Source organism: Paraglaciecola sp. G1-13 (assembly GCF_055809255.1).
In genome coordinates this window covers 108,095-130,835 of sequence record NZ_CM147903.1, presented here as the reverse complement: position 1 = coordinate 130,835, position 22,741 = coordinate 108,095, and the positions used below count along the sequence as shown (strand labels likewise).

18 protein-coding genes are annotated in these 22,741 nt (G+C 44.5%); 11 read left to right on the top strand and 7 right to left on the bottom strand.

The genetic code is table 11. The annotated features are described in order from the left end of the window. The first annotated feature begins 102 nt into the window (after nt 1-102). Nucleotides 103-558 carry a hypothetical protein gene (locus AC0L6N_RS00575; RefSeq protein WP_473477936.1) on the top strand — a complete coding sequence of 152 codons (456 nt, stop codon included), beginning with the start codon at nt 103-105 and terminating at the stop codon, nt 556-558. A gap of 182 nt (nt 559-740) precedes the next feature. Next, nucleotides 741-1,079 (top strand): FKBP-type peptidyl-prolyl cis-trans isomerase, encoded by a 339-nt coding sequence (locus AC0L6N_RS00570; protein WP_473477934.1) that lies wholly within the window; start codon nt 741-743, stop codon nt 1,077-1,079. A gap of 116 nt (nt 1,080-1,195) precedes the next feature. Here AC0L6N_RS00570 and AC0L6N_RS00565 read toward each other — a convergent pair whose 3' ends face one another. Further along, entirely contained in the window at nt 1,196-1,789 is a 594-nt protein-coding gene (locus AC0L6N_RS00565) for a LysE family translocator (RefSeq protein WP_473477932.1), read from the bottom strand. Between the two features lie 117 nt (nt 1,790-1,906). On the opposite strand from AC0L6N_RS00565, the gene AC0L6N_RS00560 reads away from it, so the two are divergent. The 3 genes from AC0L6N_RS00560 to AC0L6N_RS00550 all read left to right on the top strand — a co-directional run bounded on the left by AC0L6N_RS00560 (nt 1,907) and on the right by AC0L6N_RS00550 (nt 4,662). Beyond that, complete coding sequence (locus AC0L6N_RS00560; RefSeq protein WP_011573413.1) at nt 1,907-2,359, top strand: Lrp/AsnC family transcriptional regulator; 453 nt, start codon at nt 1,907-1,909, stop codon at nt 2,357-2,359. 304 nt (nt 2,360-2,663) lie between these two features. Next, complete coding sequence (locus AC0L6N_RS00555; RefSeq protein WP_473477930.1) at nt 2,664-3,725, top strand: M12 family metallopeptidase; 1,062 nt, start codon at nt 2,664-2,666, stop codon at nt 3,723-3,725. A gap of 220 nt (nt 3,726-3,945) precedes the next feature. Beyond that, nucleotides 3,946-4,662 (top strand): SGNH/GDSL hydrolase family protein, encoded by a 717-nt coding sequence (locus AC0L6N_RS00550; protein WP_473477928.1) that lies wholly within the window; start codon nt 3,946-3,948, stop codon nt 4,660-4,662. A gap of 60 nt (nt 4,663-4,722) precedes the next feature. Here the strand turns inward: AC0L6N_RS00550 and AC0L6N_RS00545 are convergent, their stop codons facing one another. Then, nucleotides 4,723-5,235, bottom strand: coding sequence for an AAA family ATPase (locus tag AC0L6N_RS00545; protein WP_473477927.1), 513 nt, complete (start codon nt 5,233-5,235; stop codon nt 4,723-4,725). 147 nt (nt 5,236-5,382) lie between these two features. On the opposite strand from AC0L6N_RS00545, the gene AC0L6N_RS00540 reads away from it, so the two are divergent. Genes AC0L6N_RS00540 through AC0L6N_RS00530 form a run of 3 tightly spaced genes read left to right on the top strand, consistent with a single transcriptional unit; the run spans nt 5,383 to nt 8,876 of the window. Further along, nucleotides 5,383-6,387, top strand: coding sequence for an aspartate carbamoyltransferase (locus AC0L6N_RS00540; RefSeq protein WP_473477924.1), 1,005 nt, complete (start codon nt 5,383-5,385; stop codon nt 6,385-6,387). Nucleotides 6,388-6,441: 54 nt separating this feature from the next. Then, complete coding sequence (hemL, locus tag AC0L6N_RS00535; RefSeq protein ID WP_473477921.1) at nt 6,442-7,737, top strand: glutamate-1-semialdehyde 2,1-aminomutase; 1,296 nt, start codon at nt 6,442-6,444, stop codon at nt 7,735-7,737. Between the two features lie 44 nt (nt 7,738-7,781). Continuing rightward, entirely contained in the window at nt 7,782-8,876 is a 1,095-nt protein-coding gene (locus AC0L6N_RS00530) for an adenylate/guanylate cyclase domain-containing protein (RefSeq protein ID WP_473477919.1), read from the top strand. Nucleotides 8,877-9,240: 364 nt separating this feature from the next. Here AC0L6N_RS00530 and AC0L6N_RS00525 read toward each other — a convergent pair whose 3' ends face one another. The 3 genes from AC0L6N_RS00525 to AC0L6N_RS00515 all read right to left on the bottom strand — a co-directional run bounded on the left by AC0L6N_RS00525 (nt 9,241) and on the right by AC0L6N_RS00515 (nt 15,329). After that, nucleotides 9,241-10,161, bottom strand: a complete 921-nt coding sequence (locus AC0L6N_RS00525; RefSeq protein WP_011573407.1) for a Dyp-type peroxidase — start codon at nt 10,159-10,161, stop codon at nt 9,241-9,243. Between the two features lie 262 nt (nt 10,162-10,423). Then, entirely contained in the window at nt 10,424-11,557 is a 1,134-nt protein-coding gene (locus AC0L6N_RS00520) for a hypothetical protein (RefSeq protein WP_473477917.1), read from the bottom strand. Nucleotides 11,558-11,645: 88 nt separating this feature from the next. Next, the gene (locus AC0L6N_RS00515; protein ID WP_473477915.1) at nt 11,646-15,329 is read right to left on the bottom strand and encodes a hypothetical protein; all 3,684 of its coding nucleotides are present in this window, start codon (nt 15,327-15,329) and stop codon (nt 11,646-11,648) included. Nucleotides 15,330-15,660: 331 nt separating this feature from the next. Between AC0L6N_RS00515 and AC0L6N_RS00510 the strand changes: the two genes are divergently transcribed. Next, nucleotides 15,661-18,822 (top strand): ligand-binding sensor domain-containing protein, encoded by a 3,162-nt coding sequence (locus AC0L6N_RS00510; protein WP_473477912.1) that lies wholly within the window; start codon nt 15,661-15,663, stop codon nt 18,820-18,822. Between the two features lie 41 nt (nt 18,823-18,863). Beyond that, nucleotides 18,864-19,667: a response regulator gene (locus AC0L6N_RS00505; protein ID WP_473477909.1), complete on the top strand. Its 804-nt coding sequence runs from the start codon at nt 18,864-18,866 to the stop codon at nt 19,665-19,667. 128 nt (nt 19,668-19,795) lie between these two features. Here the strand turns inward: AC0L6N_RS00505 and AC0L6N_RS00500 are convergent, their stop codons facing one another. Continuing rightward, complete coding sequence (locus AC0L6N_RS00500; RefSeq protein WP_011573406.1) at nt 19,796-21,064, bottom strand: ammonium transporter; 1,269 nt, start codon at nt 21,062-21,064, stop codon at nt 19,796-19,798. Nucleotides 21,065-21,084: 20 nt separating this feature from the next. Continuing rightward, a complete protein-coding gene (gene glnK, locus AC0L6N_RS00495) occupies nt 21,085-21,423 on the bottom strand; it encodes a P-II family nitrogen regulator (protein ID WP_006992692.1) in 339 nt (112 codons plus the stop codon). A 435-nt stretch (nt 21,424-21,858) separates the two neighbouring features. Here glnK and AC0L6N_RS00490 point away from each other — a divergent pair, with 435 nt between their 5' ends. Then, nucleotides 21,859-22,725, top strand: a complete 867-nt coding sequence (locus AC0L6N_RS00490) for a hypothetical protein (RefSeq protein WP_473481215.1) — start codon at nt 21,859-21,861, stop codon at nt 22,723-22,725. Nucleotides 22,726-22,741: the final 16 nt, after the last annotated feature.

The following is a 22,741-nucleotide window of genomic DNA, read 5'->3' as shown; positions in this document are numbered from 1 at the left end:
GATTTTAAGCGCCAATTCGTTAACTGATTCGCTTGCGTCTTTTCGGCGAACGTTAATACCAAGTCATCTCAGGGTGAGGTGATATTAAAAAGGACAAACAATATGAATAATATAAGAATGGCAGTATTTACTCGCATGTTGATAAGCAGCATGTTGGCGTTTGGTATTTCAACTACAGCAATTGCCCAAGAATCTAGCTACTCATATGGAACCGTATGGGAAGCCAATGGCATCAGAATTTTGCCGGGGCAATTTGAAAACTATATGGATCATTTAGCGGGAAGTTGGAAGGATGTTTACGAGTTCGCTAAAAAAGAAGGCCATGTGGTGGATTATCACGTGCTAGCAAACATCCATGCCCGAGAAGGTGAACCTGATCTTATTTTAGTCGTTGAATATAAAGACTATATCAAGACAGCAGAGTACGAAGCGTTTCAAAAGAAAGTGGACGAAATGATGTCAACCAATGAGCGCAAAGCAGATAAAGAGTTTGGCGAGCGAGAAACCATGCGTAAAACGCTCAGTTCCAGCCAATATCAGGAGTTAGATCTCAAGTAATCCACCAGCAACTAATCTGAAGTGAATAACTTGTTATGGCTAGTGAAGCTGGGCACGCTTGCTAGCCCCCTTCTTTTACATCCATTTTCCCTTTATTATTGATGACTAAACTGGCGATTGATTATTTCACTGACGCCGGTCTTTTTAAATCCCACTTATTTCATATAGAGCGAGTCATAAACGTGCAACAGGATGTAAAAATTGAAGATTTGGTCGAAGGTAGTGGAAAGGCAGCCGAGCGCGGTGCGCTTATCACGGCGCATTATCGCGGCTTCTTGGAAGATGGCACCGAGTTCGACTCATCCCATAAAAACAACGCACCTTTTCAGGTAGTGCTAAGCAATAAACGTGTGATACAAGGTTGGGTACTCGGCTTGAAAGGTATGAAAGAAGGTGGAAAACGTAAGCTTTGGGTACCTGCAGCTCTTGCCTATGGTGAACGTCAAATAGGTAACATGATCCCGCCCAATTCCGACTTGACGTTCGAAATTGAATTACTCGAAGTGTTGACCCGAGACTAATCTCTAGCATGATTTTGGCTAGTGCGAATCAATACCCTCACCTATTCCAATAAATCATTCCCCTCATTCCGTGGTTATTATTTACGGGAATTGGCGTGACTCTGTATTAGCCATGGTTATAAAAACACAGGATAAAGAGATAACACCAACAGCCCCGCCATGGTGAAGTTGAACGCCCTAAGGCGCTTGTTATCCGTTAAGAAGCCTTGTATTTTTTGGCCTAAAATTGTCCAGCCACTAATGCAGGGGAAATTCACCGCACCAAAAACACCTGAAACCATCACCACAGCTAACACACTTTTCGAGGGTGCATAGACGCTAATAGCCGTTAATGCCATCGTCCACGCTTTGGGGTTCACCCACTGAAACATCACCGCTTGAAAAAAGGTCATCGGCTTTGCATCAGTTGTATTGCTCTGTTTAGCGTTTGAAGCCGTGGCAATTTTATAGGCCAAGTAGAGTAAATAAGTAACACTCATCACTTTTAAAATTTGGTAGGTAACAGGAAACATATCAAATATTTGCATGATCCCTAACCCCACCAGCGCCACCATTAAGGTAAATCCCAGTGACACACCGAACATATGCGGCAGTGAACGCTTAACACCATAGTTGGCGCCTGATGCCATCAACATTAGGTTGTTCGGACCAGGTGTAATTGAGGACACAAGTGCAAACAGCATAAGCGCGGTGAGAATGTCAAACGTCATTGAATGTTGATCCCTGTTAGAGGTGGTTTTACCGAAAAGCTAAGTATGCAATTATAAAGAGCTATGATTGAAATTACTGCGCTATAAACAGCGGAAAACCATGCAAGAGCACAACAAATGAATCTAAAAGACAAATATAACGAAAGAATATTGCATGAACTTAGCCAGCAAGGGAGGATCGCCAATACAGAGCTTGCTGACAAAATTGGCCTATCTGCCTCGGCGTGTTTGCGCCGCGTGCAAGAACTCGAAAATAGCGGTGTGATTAAAGGCTATCGCGCTATTTTAGACAGCGAACTACTCGGTAACGGGTTTATTGCCTACGTTACGGTTGGCTTAGGAAAACATACCAAGGGCTCACAAGATGCTTTTGAGCAGGCGATCGCAAGCGCTGACGAGGTAAAAGAGTGCCATAATGTCACAGGCTCTTTCGAATACATTTTGCGCGTAGAAACAACCAATTTGAAAACCTACAAATCTTTCCACACTGATATTCTGGGCACTTTGCCTCAAGTCAGCACGATCACTACTCATGTTGTTATGGACTCGCCAAAAGATCAGCGCACCTAGTTTAATCGTTTCGATCACATTGGCGCAGATATGAGACCAACAGCGTCTAAAGTAGGCTTATCAAATAACGCTTAAATTGAGTTAAATTAATGGAAGGTTTTGACGCAATGTTCTAGGGTATTATTGTACGCTTACAAGCATGAGTAAGCGCATAGACTGGCGTTTGCGCAGTTTCGAAATACCCGCCTAAACCTAGTATGAAACAGTGCGTTTCTTTCATACACGACGCGTTTAACCTACTCGCTATTAGCTCTGCGTTATCGCGTCGGCCTGTGTGCTGTTTCTTTTCCAGAAGGATTTGAACATGAAAACATGTGAGCATAGTGCCCCCAGTATCTGTAACTTACCCTTGGTAGAACCCCGTAAACTAGACCCGAATATTGATAGGAATCGCGAATCTTTAGTGCGCTATATCGAAAAAAAATGGGTCAATCACACCGTGTTGCACTACTACTTTATGCAGAACCAAGCCCAACTAGCGGGGCAAGCCAACCAGCTGCAAGCGGTCAGAGAAGCCTTTGATGAATGGAAGAACCTAGGTATAGGCCTAGATTTTATTGAGGTTGCTGACTCAGCCCAAGCAGAATTTAGAATTGGGTTCGCCCCTGGCAGTTCGTGGTCATATGTGGGCAGAGACTGTATTGATCTGGTGCCAAATCACGAAGAGCAAACCATGAATTTTGGCTGGGACCTAACGACCCCTTACGGCCGTGACACAGCGCTACATGAAATTGGCCACGCCATGGGTTTCCCCCACGAACATCAAAACCACAAAGCAGGTATTGTTTGGGATGAAAACGCCGTTTATGCAAACTTTGCGGGCTCACCTAATTACTGGGATGATGCAACGACTTACCACAATATTATCCGAAAATTGTCACCACAAGATGCTACTGGTTCCCCTTGGGACCGAGATTCTATCATGCATTATCAATTTGATGCTGGCCTGATCCTTTCTCCTGCGGAGTATCAACAACAGCCCCTTATTCCTGCTCCTGGGTTGTCAGAAATGGACATACAAGAAGCGCTTAAGTTTTACCCAGACAATAGTGTTGCTCAATGGCCTGAACTAGCGCCCTTTCTATCCCAAAAGCTCGACATTACTCCCGGCCAGCAGTTGGACTTTACGATAGAGCCAAATATTAGCCGCACCTATAACATACAAACTTTCGGCACAATGGATACCGTCATTGTGCTGTTCGAAGATGACGATGGCGAGCCTATTTACTTAGCAGGGGATGACGATAGCGGCACAAATTATAATTCGAAAATAACCCTCAGATTGATTAACGGCCGCCGCTATTACTTACGTTTACGATTATACAGCGCAGGCGCATCCGGCGAAGGTGGTGTGATGCTCTGGTAAAAGGAATGTAGCCAGTTTTTTAACAGTTCATAACTGGCTAAATTCCTTGAGTGCAGCTATTTTTTACGGCCAATCTAGTCGCTTAATCATGCTTATTAAGCACTTGTCACCATCGCCTTATGCGACTAATTGACTACCTTTAAATGCCCCTATAAGGCTTGCTCCCAATGGCGTTGCTTTATAGGATGTCCACCGCCTATTGACTTAACATGGACGTGCTATGCTCTATCACCTTGCTTCTGTTTTTCTCGCTTTACTGTTCATCGTACAGGGGAAATACGTTAGGCGAGTAACGCCTAAATTACCCGAGCCGGAGGGATGTCGAGAAGGCACATTCGGCAGTGGCCCCCCGTTGTCGCTATTGATCATTGGCGACTCAGCCGCCGCTGGAGTCGGGGTTGAATTACAGCGATACGCCTTGGCGGGCAACATGTTAAATACTCTTGGGCCACATTACCAAGTTGCTTGGAAGCTCATGGCGAAAACGGGGGATACTTCCGCAGAATTACTGAAAAAAATCCAACACATTGAATCTACTCAAGCGTATGAAACGGTCGTTATCTCTATTGGCGTGAACGACGTAACTGGGCTTACATCGTCTCGTAAATGGTTAAGCAATCTTGCTTTCATCTCCCAAGCCTTACAGGATAAATTCGGCGCAAAGCGCGTACTTTTTTCAAGCCTGCCACCTATGCATTTATTTCCAGCTTTACCCCAGCCCTTGCGTTGGTGGTTGGGCGTTAGAGCCAAGCACTTAAATGATCTTGCAGAAAAATTCTGCCAAACCAATCCCCAATGTCATTTTGTCAGTGCCCCCTTCCCCATCGATCAGCGCTTTATCGCTGATGATGGCTTTCATCCTGGTGCCCTTGCCTATCAATTGTGGGGCGAATACTTGGCACGCGTATTACAAGAAAAACTCATTCGACATGCATGAGTAATATACGATAAAACATATATATTATCACCATACGTTACGTAATATGCCCTTCTATTGTCATTCCGCGCTATTTGCGACAATCCGTTTTTTATTACCTTGGTAAGCGTCAAACAGAGCTTTGTGCGCGCCTAATGAAAATGTATCGCTGCGGGCGGCGTAATCAGTGATCCAGTCGATCAACATCGGCAAATTTGCATCTTGCGCTTCTTTAGATGGGTATTTATGCGGCTCCCAAGGTCTGTTTCGGGCATTTTTAACGCAAGCTGCTATTGGTAAATCCATAAAAATTAACTCACTTGCATGGCCAGTAAGCTCGGCGAGTAGATCACTGTAACAGCCTTCGATAACCCAGTTTTCTTGGGTACGAATAAATGCGTTAATACTGCGCATAGAGTCAGCAACAGGTGCCCGCTCTGGTACTTCTGTAGGTAGCCAAGCCAGCGTATCTAGATCCAGATGCGCTATGTTCAATGTACTGGCTAAGTGCTTTGCCAAGGTAGATTTACCTGATCCAGAATTACCAAATATGATAATGCGTTTTGGCTCGCTAGCGTATGTACTCGTAGTCATCCTTGGAAGCCCGTTAAAATGATTGGCGATTAAAATTAATTTATCACGGCTTAATGACAAATTGACGATTCATTACAATAGATTTCGCCCTATTCATCATAAGTTTGATAAAATCCCCGCGGTTTTCTCAACATAGGCGCAGCGCAAATGAAATTCGAAGGTAGTCATATTCTTTCCGTTAATCAGTTCGACCGTGAATCGATAGAACGCGTATTCGATGTCGCTAATCAAATGGCGCCCTATGCAAAACGCCAAAAACGGACCACGGTACTTGATGGTGCGATCCTCGGAAATTTATTTTTCGAGCCTAGCACACGTACTAGAGTCAGTTTCGGTACCGCTTTTAACTTACTCGGTGGTGAGGTACGTGAAACCACTGGTATGAGTAACTCCGCGTTAGCCAAAGGCGAGTCTTTGTACGATACCGCTCGTGTACTCAGTGGCTACTCCGATATCATCACTATGCGCCACCCTGATTCAGGCTCAGTCGCTGAATTTGCCCAAGGTAGTCGTGTGCCAGTGATAAATGGTGGTGATGGCGCTAACGAGCACCCTACGCAAGCCCTTCTTGATTTATATACTATTCAAAAAGAACTGCTATACCATGGCGGCAACATTGACGGCCTGCATATCGCCATGATTGGTGATCTGAAATATGGCCGAACCGTACACTCGTTAAGTAAACTACTTTGTCTGTTCAAAAATATTCGCTTTACGCTTATTTCACCCAAAGAGCTGGCAATGCCGGATGCGATTCTAAGTGTCATTGAAAATGCGGGGCACAGCTACACTATCAATGAGACCTTAGAGGGTAACTTTGATGCGGATATCTGTTATCAAACCCGAGTGCAAGAAGAACGTTTTGGCTCACAAGAAGAGGCAAATTTGTACCGGGGGAAATTCCGCTTGAATCAGCAAATTTACACCAAGCACTTTCAATCTAAAACAGTGATTATGCATCCGTTACCGCGAGATTCACGCACGGAAGCCAATGAGTTAGACAACGATTTAAATATGAACCCAAATCTGGCCATCTTTCGCCAAACCGACAATGGCGTACTGGTAAGAATGGCGTTGTTTGCCTTGACCTTAGGGGTTGAAAATATCGTTAGCAAATTCGACAAAGAAGTGCATTGGTACAGCGGCCACTAGCGCCCTATTTATCCACTTAGCCATTTCACAAAGTAATAGAAGAAGATTAATAATATGCAAAAATCAGAACAACTTTTCGCCCGCGCTCAAAAGCACATTCCTGGTGGGGTTAACTCTCCCGTGCGCGCATTTAAAGCCGTTGGTGGCACTCCCCCTTTCATCGAAAAGGCAGATGGCCCTTATTTATACGACGCCGACGGCAAACAATACATTGATTACGTGCAGTCGTGGGGACCAATGGTACTAGGCCACAACAACCCCATTATTCGCCAAGCAGTGATTGATGCCGCGCAAAATGGTTTAAGTTTTGGTGCACCAACTGAGGCAGAGGTTACCATTGCTGATTTAGTCAGCGAATTGGTGCCATCTATGGAAATGCTACGCATGGTCAACTCAGGTACCGAAGCCACTATGAGCGCTATTCGCCTAGCTAGAGGGTATACCAAGCGTGATAAAATCCTTAAATTCGAGGGTTGTTATCACGGTCACGCCGATGCCCTGCTGGTAAAAGCAGGATCAGGCGCGTTGACTTTTGGTGTACCTAGCTCACCTGGTATTCCAGCTGACTTTGCTAAACACACTCTGACAATGGAATACAATAATATCGACTCGGTATTTCAAGCATTTGAGCAATACCCAGACGACATCGCCTGTATCATCGTGGAACCCGTTGCTGGAAATATGAATTGTATTCCCCCAGTCCACGGCTTCCTTCAAGGGTTGCGTGATGTGTGCGATAAATACGGCGCAGTGCTGATTTTTGATGAAGTCATGACCGGATTTCGCGTCGCGTTAGGCGGCGCACAAGCCAAATACAATATCGTGCCGGACTTAACGTGCCTCGGTAAAGTGATTGGCGGCGGCATGCCGGTAGGCGCTTTCGGTGGTAAACGCGACATCATGCAACACATCGCGCCTTCAGGCCCTGTGTATCAAGCGGGTACGCTATCTGGCAACCCAGTGGCGATGGCAGCAGGTTTAGCTGCCCTAAATCAAGTCAAACGCCCGGGCCTTTATGAAGAGTTAAGTGAAGCGACCAAAACCTTGGCAGAAGGCATAAAAGCCATCGCCAATGGACTGGGTATCCCCATGGCTGTTAACTATGCTGGCAGCATGTTTGGTCTGTTTTTCACTGATGTAGAGTGCGTCACGAACTACCAACAAGCGATTAACTGCAATACCAAGCAGTTTAATCATTTCTACCATGGCATGTTAGAAAACGGCGTTTATCTGGCACCTGCATCTTACGAAGCAGGCTTTGTATCGGCTCAGCATAGCCCTGAAATTATTCAGCAAACACTACAAATTGCTGAGAAGGTTCTGGCTGACGTAGCAAAAAAGTTCGGTTAATGTAGCTGTACCTAATCAATCGCTAGCGAAGCAATGTAAGTGTTATGTTGGAATTTATCTCTGAGTCCCTACTCGTTGTTTTGCTGGCGTTTTGTGTTGTTTGTTTGGTTGTCATCGCATTTTTACTGAAAAAGCTTAAAGCGTTAAGCCATGAAAAGATGTCTGATGTTACCCCAAAGCCTCGCGCGGTTAATCAGAAGTCTTTTGAGGAATTGCCCACCGAACGTTTCGAGCAACGAGCTGATGAAGCTTTGCGCCTGCGTCATACCTTTCAAAAATTTGTGCCAAAACAGTTTGTTGACCATTTTGCCAAACATGGGTCCAGCGTGCTTGAATTAGGCCACGCGGTGGAAGACGATGTAGCGATTTTGTTCTGTGACATTCGTGGCTTCACAGGTTTATCAGAAAATATGAGTCCGCAAGAACTGATGCGTTTTCTGAATTCATATTTCTTACGTATGAACGACCCCATTCATCTCAATGGCGGCTTTATCGACAAGTTTATCGGCGATGCCATCATGGCATTATTTGATCACCCTGATGGCTGCGACGAAGACAAAGCCAGAGATGCACTGTGTGCTGCCCTCGACTTGCGCCAAGCACTGAGTATATATAATCAACATAGACAAAACAGTGGTTATCCATCAATTGAAATCGGCATAGGCATTCACTTTGGTCCTGTGGTACTTGGCACCGTTGGCTCTGATGATCGCATGGACACCACCGTAATCGGTGATAGCGTTAACATCGCTTATCGTTTGGAGGCATTAGCCCCTATTTATCACTGCGATATCGTAGTGAGCGCACAAGCATTGCAACAAGCCGCACAGCCTGAACGTTTTAACGCTCGCTTGCTGGATTGGGTTAAAGTAAAAGGGCGAAGCAATGCCATTGAAATACACGAAGTGATTGCTCACTTACCCAAAGAGCTTCAGCAGCTAAAGTTAAGTAACATGGCACTTATCAAGCAAGGCCTAACGTATCGATTTGAGCGAAACTGGGCACAAGCCATTAATTGCTTTGAACAAGCTGCCACACTCTCACCAGATGATTACTTACCTAAACTGCACATCAGTCAATGCCAACAATTAGCCGAGCAAAAACTACTTGCCGACTGGGATGGAACCGTTCAGCTATAGTATTAAACGGCATTCATACCAATCCACATGAGTAAATGACCAACCAGAATTCATCCAAGGGATTTTAAACAAGGCGTCGGTGTACAGAATAGTTGTACCCTTTCAACTAATGAGAGTGCAAAAAAAAGGCAGCGGGGGCATTTCTTTTAAACAAGCTGAATAATGCGAGAAAGTAAAAAACAGGGCAACCAGAGTGTTGCCCCTAAAAGTCCACGGAACACATACATTTAGCCTACAAGGCGAAAGGATAATAGAAGGGTTTTATGACAAAGCCATGGCGGCTACGTTACGATATCGTGACAAGGTTAAGCCACCTTATTGACCACATTCTCGCAGGCGCTCTCGTTCTCTGACCGCCGTTTAATTAATTTGCGCGCTGCTTAATAAAGGTAAGCGATGGAGCAAAAAACGCAGCGCCAGTTTCAGCACTGGTATAATCCAAAAAGCGGTCATATTCACCGTTTTCATCATTCATGATCATATTGCGTAGCATATGCTCGAATGGCTTAGGACTGCGAGCACAACTGACAAAAAACAGCCCCTGCACATGCATATCTCCATAGGGCATGCTCTGGCGCAAAATCCGCATAGGTCGGCTTTCATTGTCTGTAATCTGGGTGCAATCGTAATGACTACGAGGTGATTTAAAGGCATCACTCAGGGGGCTGTTATCCGATTTTTTACGGCCCATTATGTATTCTTGATGATAGGCAGACAATTGCTCCCACTTAGCAATATTGTGACGGTACCTTTGCACATGTATGTAACTGCCACCAGCAAAGTCTGGATCGAGCTCCCCCACTAACGCGATATCTAACTTATGCATACCTTTGGGGTTGTCGTCGGCGTAAATAAATCCAGTTAAATCACGACCATCTAAATATCTGAATCCGCGTATATCTTCAATCAAATCCACATGGCTGCCAAGCAAACGCATGATTTCCATGGCAAGGGCATGGCAAATATCCGCCCTGTCAGCGCGAATTTGAATAAATAAATCACAAGGTGCGACAGGGGCACTGCGGTCATCGCAGTGCATATCAGGAAACGGCGCTAATTCGACAGGAATTAATCCCGGATAAACGTCGTGCCAATAGCTACTGCCTATGGCAACAACGCCGGTGACCATTGCCTCATAATGCTCTTCATCATAATGGGCAAATAAGTCGACAATTTGTGCGATCTTGATGCGCATGACTGAATCATCATCATCGTTCACATTGAGCAGTAAATACAGGGCATGCAAGCTTGCTTCAGCACAAATCCCTTTTTGTGGTTGTGGCATATATTTCTTAGTGTCAGTGTAGTTTTAGTCAAGCGCTGTATTCATCTAAGGGGGATACCCAATAAATATTAATACCCTCTTACATGGGGCTTGGCGCTACCGGCTAATATACGCGATTTTGCACCTTAGGCATAATCCACACATTAAGAACGCCCAATACCGCTAAGGAAATGGCCGAAACTTAGCCACTTTAGCCCTTGGATTATAAAAAGGTTACTCACTAAGCAAGCGTAGACTCTTCGCAGTTGTTAAATAATCAGACTCAGAATGTGCAATATAGTCTCACGCCTAGGTTAAGCTGATATGCACTTTCGGCTTTTAATTTGTCGAGGGCGAGGGTGATATCTAACCATTTTGTTTCAAGCATTACCTGCGGTGTTGCTCGCTCTACATCCACCAACATGGTTAAGCGGCTCTTTTCAGCAAAAGAAAAGCTCGCTCCTAGTAGATAAAATTCATCGTTACCTATCGTTTTTAACTGGCTGTGTATTCCAATAGTTTCCATTTGATAATCGACTCGCAGATTAACTCGTTTAGGTATGTAGTAGTCATGGCTACTGCTGGTTTCGATACCGCTGTACAAGGGCTTGAAACCTGTAATTCCACTGGCTTTAATGTATTGATTATCAGTATCAACCACGCCATCACTAAAGCCCGCGTCATCCAAAGTAAAATGCGAGTACAGGTCCTGCGCGTCAAGGCGTAACATAAGTTTGGATGTAACCTGCCACGCTAAGGCGATATCCAAGGTGTAGCCGGTTCCACTGTTATTCCAGCGCTCACCATTGATGTTGGGGCGTTTCAAAAAATTGTTGTCAGTGTAGTACTCGGTTAACTGACCGCTACCTTGTAATTCACCTTCGCTGTTTTGGGAAAGCACACCGCGTAATGTGGAATCACGCGCACCAGTAATCGCCCAGTAGCCCAGTTTAATATGACTGAAAAAATCATCATTCTGCCACTGGTAACCTAAGCGTAAGCCTTTCGCGCGACTTTCTCGAAGTGAGAGTGCAAGGTCGTACGTTTGCTGGGCGTCGGCCGGCAGGTCGGCTCGATCGGCATAAAAGGCGTAAGCGGTATCAGGATTTGTATCGACAAAATAATCGACTCGGTACGCGAGGTTAATACTCCAATTATTGATTATTATTTCGCTGCCCAGCTCATTTTGGCTAAACGCGAGATCCGCATCATGCTTAGGCTGAGTAAGCCACTCATCCTCGACCAATTGCTTGATTGGTAAGATATGACTGTAGGACTCACTCGTGAAATACGCGCTGACTTGGCTCGAGGGAGAAAACCTGTGAGATTGCTCTTGTGCAAGTGCATCACCGCAGCATATTGCTACACCAGTGCACGCCACCGGAATATATTTAAATATGTTTAGTTTTAGCATCATCTATTACGAAGGAATTAACTACGAAAGAAGCATGCCACTCACAAAGTGAATGACATGCTTTTAAAGGTTATGAAAATGAGTGAGGTAATTACAGGCTTTCTACTGTTTCATCAGCGTAAAGCACCATAATGACACCGTCTCTGTCAACGATCTCAGCAGCAACTTCTGCGTTTGAGCCCACAATAATTTGACCAAGACTCGCTTCGCCTTCGGCATCAGCCTGAGCTTGTACATTACTCAGTACTAAAGTCACATTTTCGTTGTTTTTGACGACGTAAGCATTTTCTTGCTCAGTGTTGGCGTTAACCGTGAACGAACGCTGAGTGTCCTCATCTGGGATTCGATACTGCACATCTAATGAGAACTGCCCTTCTTCACGTGCACTGCGTTGACCTTGTAATGTCAAGTCGAGTACGTAGTCGCCTAATATCACTCCTACAGACAAGGCCGCATTTATATCAAAATAGGTTTCATCGTCTTCTAACTTAGTTTTTGAGTCGGGCTCAGCAATAACGGCATCAAAACGGGTACTCGCTCCGGCTGCTAAAGTCGAGAGTTCTTCGGCATTTAAGCGAATGTTATAAACTCCTTGCTCAGCAACGCTATAATCATCAAAGCTGTATTGAAGCTCTGTAAACGAATCACCATCCTTGTACTCCATCAAACCGGAGAATACATCTAAGGCATTGCTTGCTGTTAGCGGGTCATAGCCGATAGTAATTTCATCAAAAAAACTATCCCATTGTTCGTTGGCAGAAAGATAATAATTAGAGCTCGGGTTTTCGACTATGTCATCCGTGCCATAGTCAATTAAATTACCTTCGCTATCAAAATACTCACCATAAAACACATTGACTGCATATCCATCAGCAATACCGTCACCGTCGTTGTCTCCTGGGATCAGAATCAAACGTTGAGCTTGACGATACTGCTGATAGAACGTCGCCTGCATATTCACCAATAGCAATGGTTTATCAAGGTTTCTAGCTGTTTTGTCGACACTAATGTGCTGCTTAAACACCTCGCCATTTTCATCTGTGGATAATATCGAAACCTCATGGTTCCCCGCTTCATCTTCAACATAACCTGTGGTCACCGTTAATTGATCGGCTAACGTAGCGGTCACCGTATTGGCATCGTCACTGACGTCAACGGCTAAGGCATCTTCAATACGTGCTTGATAAAGTATGCCGCTGAAAGACACATCCGCCCCAGGTGTGACTTGAGCTATATTTTCTTCTGTCCACAGCACAGCTACGTTGCCCAAATCAGGGAAATCAAATGTTGCCGGATAAGGACTGCCAATACGCATCTTAGTAAAACGTTCAGCAGCATTGCTCGCAACGTCCATCAAGTCACTAAATAGCCATCCAATGTGTGATAGCTCTTCAAAGCTATAATAAAATCCCACTGAGTTTGTCGTGCGCGATATCACAGCACCTTGAGCGTCAATGATCTCGCCCTCAGCGTTTAGCATCATGTCTCGGTTGATTTCAACATCTTGTGGGCCATCAGAGCTCAATTGCATTGAAAAGACTTCAAATCCCCCTACGCTGCCGTCATCGTTAAATGCAGGCACTATGGTTTGTGACCGAATTGAGTATCCGTCTTCCCCATACTTGTAGGTTTTTGTCATAAAGAAAGACTCGGAACGGTTACCGTTAAATCCCCCACTGCTGAGCACAGTTTCCTCATAACCATTACCGAAGAAATCTTCTGTTGGCTCACTCGGCACAAAAGTCCGTACTTCTTTATAGGCTCCTTCGCTGAAAGTGAGCACCTCAAATACCCGAGTGCTGATATAACCTGGGTGATCCGCTTCTGGTGGTACGATGGTTTTTAAGGTCAAACCATCTTCTGACACTTGAATGCCATACACATCATCTATTTCACGGCCAATATAAGTAAATTCAGGAGCTTGGTAACCATCAGCATTTGCCACATCAACCGTGAGTGAAGCACGAACCTCATCACCGCTAAGTGAGCTGAAGCTACCAGCTAAACTGAGCATCTCTGGCAGGGCGACAACTTCGGACTGAGGGACATACAAATTCCCATTGTTGACTTGATGGTCGTAATCTTCACTTAGACGAGCAATCTCTAGCGGCAGTAATCTAGCCGAGACTTGACCGCTAAATGTCACAGGGTCTGTTACCGTATCACTGGTTTTTTGCGCCAAGGTAACATCAAGGGCTAATTCCCCTGCAATGGGCATGACGTCCACATCTCGACCTTGCAAGTAATCTAGGCTTTCGGCAGCGTCTGCCAGTTCAAGCACTATTTGACTGCCTTGTGCTATCGAAAAACTCGCTTGGGAATTGTCCAATGTTCCGTCAATCGCCAGCGTCACCTTCGTGCCAGTTTCGTCTAATACAACGCTTGCATTGAGACTAACCACTTGCCCGTCCGGCGAAGATGCGTCAACGGCAAACAAATAGTTGGCTTCATCATAGGTAATATTGCCAACCACACCTTCAGCGTCGATAAGCTCGCTAATAGTAAAGACGGTTTGCGTTTCGCTCTCATCTTCTAGCGCTATGCTGAGTTGCGTGACAGCTTGAGCCACTTGACTGAGCAGCACAAAGTCATCCGCTTGGGCTTCAATCATTTGCCCTGCATCATCAAGTAAGGTTAGATATTCTTCACCTAACGTGGCGACCGCTGCATTTTCGTCACTTTGTAAATCAAACAAATTCGCCAATACGCGCACGTCATCAACCATGGCTTTGGCTTTGGCTACAGCATCACCTTGGGTGACTGTATCTGCCCCTACTGCTACGCGACCACTTTCACCGGCCAGTAGGTTATTATTCTGTTGTTCGTTTGCTAGTTTTACCTCCAACTGCGATAACGAGGTCAATAGCGCTTGGGTATCTGTTAATTCAGCGTTGTCGGCAACGTTCTGAGCAACCGTGTCGGCCGCAGATTGTGCACCCGATAATACATCGCTAATCGCCAATTCAAAATCGTCATCTTCATCTTGGCTATTAAGCAACTGACCATTGCCTTCAACCAGATCTATCGCAAGTGCCGCAAATTTTTCAGACATCACGTTTTCCGCACTACTCTCGCCGGCAAACAAAGCTTGAGCGATACCGGCGTTAATAAGCCCATAGCGTAATTCATTATCGTTATCTTCAGCGGCAACTTGTGCGCTGTCTTCAATTGAAGTAGGTGTTTGGCTAGTTAAACTGCCTTGAATACCGAAAGTATTGGCAATAATTGCGCTTTGTTCGCTGATGACCTCTGCGCTGATCGATTCTTGTTGCTCAACCAAGATGGTGGCTAAGTGGGTTAGCGCAGAAACATTAAGTTGCGTTTCTTCCCCTGAAGTCACATTGGTCACAGACGATAAAGTAAAATTTGGGTCTAGCGCAGTTAGATCAACCGTTTCGCCGAATTCTGCGCTGCCGCAGCCTGCTGGCGCATCACATACCATGGTGGTTGGTGCATCGCTGTCTACGGATAACTCAATTTTTATTGGCCCGCTGTAGTCAAGCACAGTAAAGGTATATATACCTTGAGCGTCGGTTTTAATTTCGCTGTCTTTAAGCTCATCATTGGTTAGCGGCACCGCTGCGCCATCAACATATTTGAATACCGTTACGAGCGCATTGGCTAATAAGCCTTTGATCGCTTGGCCATTAATGGTGGTTTCCACTGGGGCTGGGGCCTCAACAACCGGCGCATCGACCTTACTATCTGAGGAGCCGCCACAGGCGCTGAGCAATGCAGCTACAGATACCGAAACTAACGTTTTGTGTGCTTTCATACTTATCCTTAATCAACTTTGGGCTGTTTTTATTATCTTCCGCTGCTTTTAACCCCAAACCATCCCATAAGCGCTTCTCAAAATAGAATGGGGTAACTGCCAGTGGATTTTTACGTTTGAGCAAGTGTCAAAATGTAAATCGCTGGCCAGTATTGCATCGTTTTATGTGTCGCTAAAAAGTCACTAATAGTCAGAGAAACAAAGGGTTGTGAGCATTTAAAAGGCGGAAATAGTTGAATTAGCACAATAAAAGAGTGAATTTTAATAGTTTCTTAGGCAGCAGAAATTTTGCATACTTATCAGCTATAAGCTATTGATACATGGACGTTTAGTGCAGTTTTTTACTCTTTTACTTAGCCTAGTTTTGTACAGTTTTTCTGCGCAATCTATACAGCAAACCGAACAGCATGCGGTGCAGCGGGACTTTTACTTTGACAATGTTTCTCTGGAGCAAGGACTAAATCAAGCCTCCGTTTATAGCCTAGCCAATGACCAATATGGCTTTACCTGGATAGGTACTCAGGATGGTCTTCATCGCTTTGATGGCAATACCGTCACGTTAGTTGATCTTAGTCCAAGCTCTTTGCCAAAATATCGCTACATTCGAGACATCAAAGCCTTTTCTGAGCATCTTTTTGTAGCAACCCTTGATGGCTTAGTCGTGGTTAACCAACTCTCTGGTGAGATACGATACGCTGAGTTATCAGGCGCAGGGGTGTACTCCATCGCTCAGATAAAGGATACATATTGGTTAGGCACAGACCGAGGTATTTATGTACTGGACGATGCATTGCAAATTCAAGCATTTTATGGAGGACAGAGCTCACCTCAGGCCCTGCCAGCAAGCTTTTGCGATAATATTTCGCAGACCGATAAGTGTCATATGTTTGTGCGCAAGATTTTGTACGACCCAACGCAAGACAAGATTTGGTTGAGTGTCAATAACGCCCTATTCAGTTATAGCTCGAAGGAACAGCAATTTACGGCTCAGTTTTTTAGCGATAATCCTACGCAAAAAAATCACATACAAGACATGTTACTCGATAACGATAACAGGCTATGGTTGGGCACCGATAACGGCCTACACATAATCGACCAGTCTGGCGCTAGCCAACATATATATGCACAACCATACATAACTGATAGCTTGTCAGCCAATCGCATACTTACCTTGGCTATTGATAACGAAAACACCCTATGGGTCGGTACGCGCTCAGGGCTAAACTACCGTTCCCTCAATGCACCACAACCATTGCAAAAAGGCTGGACTAGTATATTCAACAATAATTTAAGCAACCATTCACTTCTTAGCAACACGGTTCGAAAGATATCTTTGGATGACTCAGGCCGCATTTGGATAGGAACAAACCGAGGTTTGTCGGTGACCAATTTACAACGTAAGCAAGTGGCTATTTACCGAGCAACAGACAGCCAAACATACAATAATTATATTTTGTCACTCACTGAACAAACGTCAGGCGCGCTTTGGGTGGGTACGCTTGCGGGCTTGTATAAATTTGACGGCGTCAGTGCGCAGCCAATTCCGGAATTAGCGAAAGTTGTGGTCTACGATACCTTACAAATTGACAATTTTTTGTGGGTTGCTGCGCGCAATAATCTTTATCAAATTGACTTGTTATCTCATAAAGTCATCCAGCATTTTGACGAAACAAACTCTCCTATCGGTGCTGCCTATAATTATAAATTAGCCGCAAAGGACGGTGTGTTGTGGGTCGGTTCAAGCGCAGGTTTGATCTCATTCGATATCACTGAGCGCAAGTGGCATGTGTGGGGTCCCAAACATACGCTTGGTAGAAAAGATATTTACACCCTCTCCATCAGCGAGAACACTATACTCATAGGCACCGGCAGTGGTCTAAGTACGTTTGAGATTAGCAGTCATCAATTTCGCCATTTCGATGAGCTAAACTCAGAGTTAAAGACAGACTGGGTATTCGATATTACCCCGAGGCACGATGATCAGTATTTTATTGCCACTGATGGTGGCGTGTACATATTTGATGCAAAGCACAATAAGTTTGAGTATCTGGGGATCACACAGGGCAATGCTTATTCGGTTTTGATTCAAACGGCTAACACAGAGCAACAAGACGAGACCCTGTGGGTAACTTCTAATAACGGTGTTTACCGATATTCCGTAAAAACAGGCTTAGCGCAGGTATTCAAAGAGGAGCATGGATTATCAAGCAACGAACATAATCTAAATGCAGCCTTACTTGATAGTCAAAACCGCTTGGTGTTGGGAACAATCAATGGTTTTGTTGTGTTTGAACCTGAAACCTTTATCAGTAATGAAGTTCCGTCTTATTCTCGGGTAATTTCAAGTGTTGATTATGCCGGTGATACCTATGGCCTCTGGGAAAAAGTACCACAGATAACCTCTCGTCCACTGTTTTTGACCACCGCTTTGGACCTCGATTGGACGGTTGAAAACTTCACTCTCACGTTTAATCAGCCTTATTTCGGCCTAGAAACCCCCAAAGCAACAAGCATTGATTACCGAAATACCAGCCTTAGCTTAAGCAGACTGGCAAACGGACAATTTGATATCCCCTTATCAGACAAGCCCGGTGACGTGCTAAGCGTGGCAAAGAAAGGCCACCCGCTGCTTTCTACTTTCGCCTATATCAGCTATTTAATTTTAGTGTCTTTGCTAGTCTTTTTAATACTCAAATGGCTATATGATCGCCGATATACCCGTATGCTGTTAAATAAAAATCATATGATTTTGGAGCAACACAAGCAAATTAAGCAACACTTGTCATTCAAGGAAAATTTGTATTTACAGATACAACACAGCTTTAAATCACCCGTATTTGCCAGTATCGGATTATCCAAGCAGATCGATAAACGTTTGCAGCAAGACTACCCACTGTCTGCAAGTGACATCGATAGCCTTAAGCGCAAAAACCATAAGCTACAAAGTGCCCTAACGGATACGTCTGAGCTAATCGATGAATTATTGCAATTGAGCAAACAAGGCTTTCAAGCGCCAGAACTGACCGACCAGCCGATACGACAAACGATGATGCAAACGATCGAACTTATTCAGCCTATTGCCCATGATACCAATGTTTTTGTTGAGGTAGACATTGCCCAGTCAGTGACAGAAGAACTAGTGTTGCATGCACCTGAGAAAGCACTTTTTCTGATTATTGAAAACATATTAACCAATGCCATAAAGTTTTCAGAGCGACAGGGAATTGTGAAACTATATGCCGATGTGAAAGAGCATATCCTGCGGATAAATGTTCGAGATCAAGGCTGTGGATTTGATGAGCAAGATTTAGATAAAATTTTTCAGCTACATTATCGCTCTGATAGTAACTCATACAAAAGTAGGGGGTCCGGTGTGGGATTAACCAATGTAAAGTCCTTGCTCGACCTGCTCAATGGTAGCATTGAATTTGTTACTCAAAACAACGAGAAAGGTACAAATGTGTGGGTCCATATACCCTTTGTTAGACCTTGAACAAGGCTATATGTTGATTATTTTTCACTTACGTTTTTTAAATGCAGTTACTAAGAATGTTAATCGATCACTATTTCACCGAGTTAAATAAACTAACCGAGAATAATCAAAAAGTGATGATCGTCGACGACGACAGCTCAATGACAGATTATCTCGAAGAGTTATGTTTAGATTTAGGTATCGAGCCCTTTGTCTATCACGATGCTCTAATAGCACTTGAGAATATGTCACTAGTAAGCCCATCGCTCATTATTGTCGATTGGCTTATGCAGCCTATGAACGGCTTAAATTTTATGCGAGCCGTACGAAGAAAATATTCTAAATCGGTCTTTATACTGTTTTTAACCGGCTCAGCCCAAGACGACACCCATAAAAAAGCCCTACAACATGGTGCAACCGTATTCTTAGAAAAAGCAGAGCGATACAGTGATATTTTGGAAGAGCAGATTAAAGCGCTTACCGGTGCCATACCCAATAATGAACACAGTGAACAAGTCCATTTAAGTGCCTTAGGTATGAATGAAAAAGAATTGACGGTATTGCTCGATTTCCATCAAGCGGCACAGAAGCGGATTAAATCGGGGGCTAAACTCAAAGATATATACTCCCTAATGACTCAGCCCAAAAATAAGTTAAACCTAATTCTGAGCAATTACTTCCAACTATCAAGCCAAGAATACATCATCAGTTATCGCTTATTTTTAGCATCTAAACTACTACACCAATTACCGTCTACCCAAGAGGTCGCTGACGTTTTGGGTTATTCCAACTCTGCGAATTTTAGTAATGCTTTTAAAGCAAAATATACTGTACCTCCGCTAAAATTTCTTAAAAATACCCTTTGATAAAAATAAAAAGCCTCGCTGAGCGAGGCTTTTTATTTTTGCATATATCCCCCGATTCAGGGGGTTTAGGTGAGTATTGTTATTATTATTGACCCACCTTTTGTGTGTTTTACTTATTTAAGCGTTGATTAACGGCCGCTGGTGAAGTCTGGATAGGCTTCTAATCCACATTCGCTAATATCAACACCTTCGAACTCTTCTTCTTCAGTCACTCTGATACCCATCACAGCTTTGAGGATTGCCCAAACAATCAAGCTAGCGAAGAATACCCATACGAAGATAGTCATAGCACCAACGAATTGACCAAGATAAGTCGCGCCATCATTCGTTGCAGGCACCACCATTACGCCGAAGAAACCTACTACACCGTGTACAGAGATAGCACCTACTGGATCATCAATTTTCAGCTTATCAAGGCTAATAATAGAGAACACTACAATCACACCACCAATAGCACCAATAATAGTTGCGCCCAATGCCGATGGTGTTGAAGGCTCAGCCGTAATGGCGACTAAGCCAGCCAATGCACCGTTAAGCACCATGGTTAAATCCGCTTTCTTAAACAAGATTTTAGCCAGGACTAAGGCCGCTACTGCGCCACCTGCTGCTGCTGCATTTGTGTTTAAAAACACCATAGCCACTGAGTTAGCATTAGCAATGTCGCCCAGTTTTAATACTGAACCACCGTTGAAACCGAACCAACCCATCCACAAAATAAACGTGCCCAATGTCGCCATAGGTAGGTTTGCACCTGGGATAGCGTTTACTTTGCCATCAGCAGTATATTTGCCTTTACGAGCACCCAGCAACAATACACCTGCAAGCGCTGCAGCTGCACCAGCCATGTGCACGATACCTGAACCTGCAAAATCAGAGAAACCAAAGTCATCGCCTAGGCTATATAGACCAAATACAGAGTTACCACCCCATGTCCAGCCACCTTCCATAGGATAGATGAATGCGGTCATTACAACGGCGAAAGCAAGGAAAGCCCAAAGTTTCATACGCTCAGCTACCGCGCCAGATACAATTGACATAGCAGTTGCTACGAATACAACTTGGAAGAAGAAATCTGATGCGCCCGAGTAAATCGAACCACCTTCAAAACCATCTTCACGACCAGCAAATTCGCCTAGAGTTTCTGTAACATCAACACTTTCGATGCCTGTTAAGAAGTAATCGCCGCCGTACATAATGGCGTAACCGCACACTAAGTACATAAGACAAGAAATCGCGAAAAGCGCGATATTTTTAGTGAGTATTTCGGTAGTGTTCTTTGAGCGAACTAAACCTGCTTCCAACATAGAGAAGCCAGCGGCCATCCACATTACGAGTGCGCCACACACTAGGAAATAAAACGTATCCATAGCGTATTGAAGGTGAAATGCTTGTTCCATTATTATTATCCTCTGTATCTCTAAATAGCTTCGCCGTCGGTCTCACCCGTACGAATTCGAACTGCGTGCTCTAAGTCATAAACAAAGACCTTGCCGTCACCGATTTTGCCGGTTTTAGCGGCGCCTACGATGGCCTCAACCAAACGTTCCACTTGGTCGTCTTGAACCGCGACCTCTAGCTTCACTTTTGGTAAGAAATCCACTTGATACTCCGCACCACGATATAGTTCAGTGTGACCTTTTTGACGCCCAAAACCTTTGACTTCGGTAACGGTTAACCCGTCAATCCCTATTTCAGAAATGGCTTCGCGCACATCATCTAGCTTGAATGGCTTGATGATCGCTGTGACTAGTTTCATATTGCTGCTCCCGATATTTATTATGATAATTGCGCTACGTTTGCAGAAGATAGAACAAGAGACATGCCATAAATTTTAAACTAATAAAATCATTAACTTACGTTGAAAAAGTATTAACTTAAGAACACACCCCGCACAAAACTGGTTCAATTTTGGTCAATTGCACCGAATTAGCGCACAAGGCCAGTATTAAATTTTGTATCATCACGTTTCAGTGAATAATCGCGGTTGAGTGGAAGTTGTTTGAACAGGGTATAAGCAGATATCGCGTGTAAGGAAATGGTGGTGCGTAGAATCAAACTAGGTCGAACGACACTGCGCCTTCCATCTTTACACTACCTTTACATAGCGGCTGCTGAACTTAACAGGCGATCTGTTACTCTACTCTGTTTTTAATCCATTAATGATCACGTGCTTATAACAGACCACTACCCAATGAAAGCGGATTTCAGCCCCAGCTTACCGCCAAGACCAAAAGCGAAAATGGGAACATTATGGATAATTTTAGTGTCTTTACTGTTACACGTTATTATTTTCGCGCTCATTGCCCGCACGCCAAACGAAATACCGAATTTCGAAACATCACAAGACAGTACGCCTCAAATTAAGCCTATTACTGCCCGGTTGATCTTTCCCACTATCAGCGTGCCCCCTGAACCCGCACCTGAGCCTGCGCCAGTCGATAAACCTGCGTTAGAGTCAGAGACGGTACCCGAGCCTAAAGCCGGTGCCCAACTCGAAGAGCCGGCAGTGGTAGAGCAAACCCCACCAGCGGTTGTGACGCCAGAACCTACGCCTACGCCGTTAGCTGAAATAGCGCCTGAGCCCACCCCAGAGCCTGAACCGACGCCAGAGGTAGCACCACCAGAAACGAAGAATGAAGCCAGTTTTATGCAGCAAGATCCCATGGCGCTTCCAGAAAGCAACAAGAGACCAAAGCTCGCTGAAGGGCAAGAACAAACTGTAGCGGATAAGGTTAAAGATCAACTTCACAGCTCTACCCAACAATCTATCGCGGATTTAGCAGCCGAAGAAGCCGCGCGTTATCGACGTGAGCAAACATCGCCAAGCTTGTTTGATAAGCCTGAACTAAGTCAGTTAACGGAAGACGAAAAGCTGGAAAAAGAAAACGAAGTATTGGCAGATTGCTCTAGTTACACCAACAAAGGCGTAGCAGTATTGTCAGGGTTGATGGGTGGCAATATTAAATGTACTAACACCAATGGTGCTGAATCGTTTATCCAAGACAGGCTGAATAAAACAGCCCATCTACCTGCCATGAAAGACAAAAAAAACAACTAACCTTGCGGGTCAACGC

What these genes read in the sequence shown, in the direction of transcription:
- AC0L6N_RS00575 (WP_473477936.1), top strand. Translation starts at nt 103, where the DNA reads ATGAATAATATAAGAATGGCAGTATTTACTCGCATGTTGATAAGCAGC.
- AC0L6N_RS00565 (WP_473477932.1), bottom strand. Translation starts at nt 1,789, where the DNA reads ATGACGTTTGACATTCTCACCGCGCTTATGCTGTTTGCACTTGTGTCC.
- AC0L6N_RS00560 (WP_011573413.1), top strand. Translation starts at nt 1,907, where the DNA reads ATGAATCTAAAAGACAAATATAACGAAAGAATATTGCATGAACTTAGC.
- AC0L6N_RS00555 (WP_473477930.1), top strand. Translation starts at nt 2,664, where the DNA reads ATGAAAACATGTGAGCATAGTGCCCCCAGTATCTGTAACTTACCCTTG.
- AC0L6N_RS00550 (WP_473477928.1), top strand. Translation starts at nt 3,946, where the DNA reads ATGCTCTATCACCTTGCTTCTGTTTTTCTCGCTTTACTGTTCATCGTA.
- AC0L6N_RS00545 (WP_473477927.1), bottom strand. Translation starts at nt 5,235, where the DNA reads ATGACTACGAGTACATACGCTAGCGAGCCAAAACGCATTATCATATTT.
- AC0L6N_RS00540 (WP_473477924.1), top strand. Translation starts at nt 5,383, where the DNA reads ATGAAATTCGAAGGTAGTCATATTCTTTCCGTTAATCAGTTCGACCGT.
- hemL (WP_473477921.1), top strand. Translation starts at nt 6,442, where the DNA reads ATGCAAAAATCAGAACAACTTTTCGCCCGCGCTCAAAAGCACATTCCT.
- AC0L6N_RS00530 (WP_473477919.1), top strand. Translation starts at nt 7,782, where the DNA reads ATGTTGGAATTTATCTCTGAGTCCCTACTCGTTGTTTTGCTGGCGTTT.
- AC0L6N_RS00525 (WP_011573407.1), bottom strand. Translation starts at nt 10,161, where the DNA reads ATGCCACAACCACAAAAAGGGATTTGTGCTGAAGCAAGCTTGCATGCC.
- AC0L6N_RS00520 (WP_473477917.1), bottom strand. Translation starts at nt 11,557, where the DNA reads ATGATGCTAAAACTAAACATATTTAAATATATTCCGGTGGCGTGCACT.
- AC0L6N_RS00515 (WP_473477915.1), bottom strand. Translation starts at nt 15,329, where the DNA reads ATGAAAGCACACAAAACGTTAGTTTCGGTATCTGTAGCTGCATTGCTC.
- AC0L6N_RS00505 (WP_473477909.1), top strand. Translation starts at nt 18,864, where the DNA reads ATGCAGTTACTAAGAATGTTAATCGATCACTATTTCACCGAGTTAAAT.
- AC0L6N_RS00500 (WP_011573406.1), bottom strand. Translation starts at nt 21,064, where the DNA reads ATGGAACAAGCATTTCACCTTCAATACGCTATGGATACGTTTTATTTC.
- glnK (WP_006992692.1), bottom strand. Translation starts at nt 21,423, where the DNA reads ATGAAACTAGTCACAGCGATCATCAAGCCATTCAAGCTAGATGATGTG.
- AC0L6N_RS00490 (WP_473481215.1), top strand. Translation starts at nt 21,859, where the DNA reads ATGAAAGCGGATTTCAGCCCCAGCTTACCGCCAAGACCAAAAGCGAAA.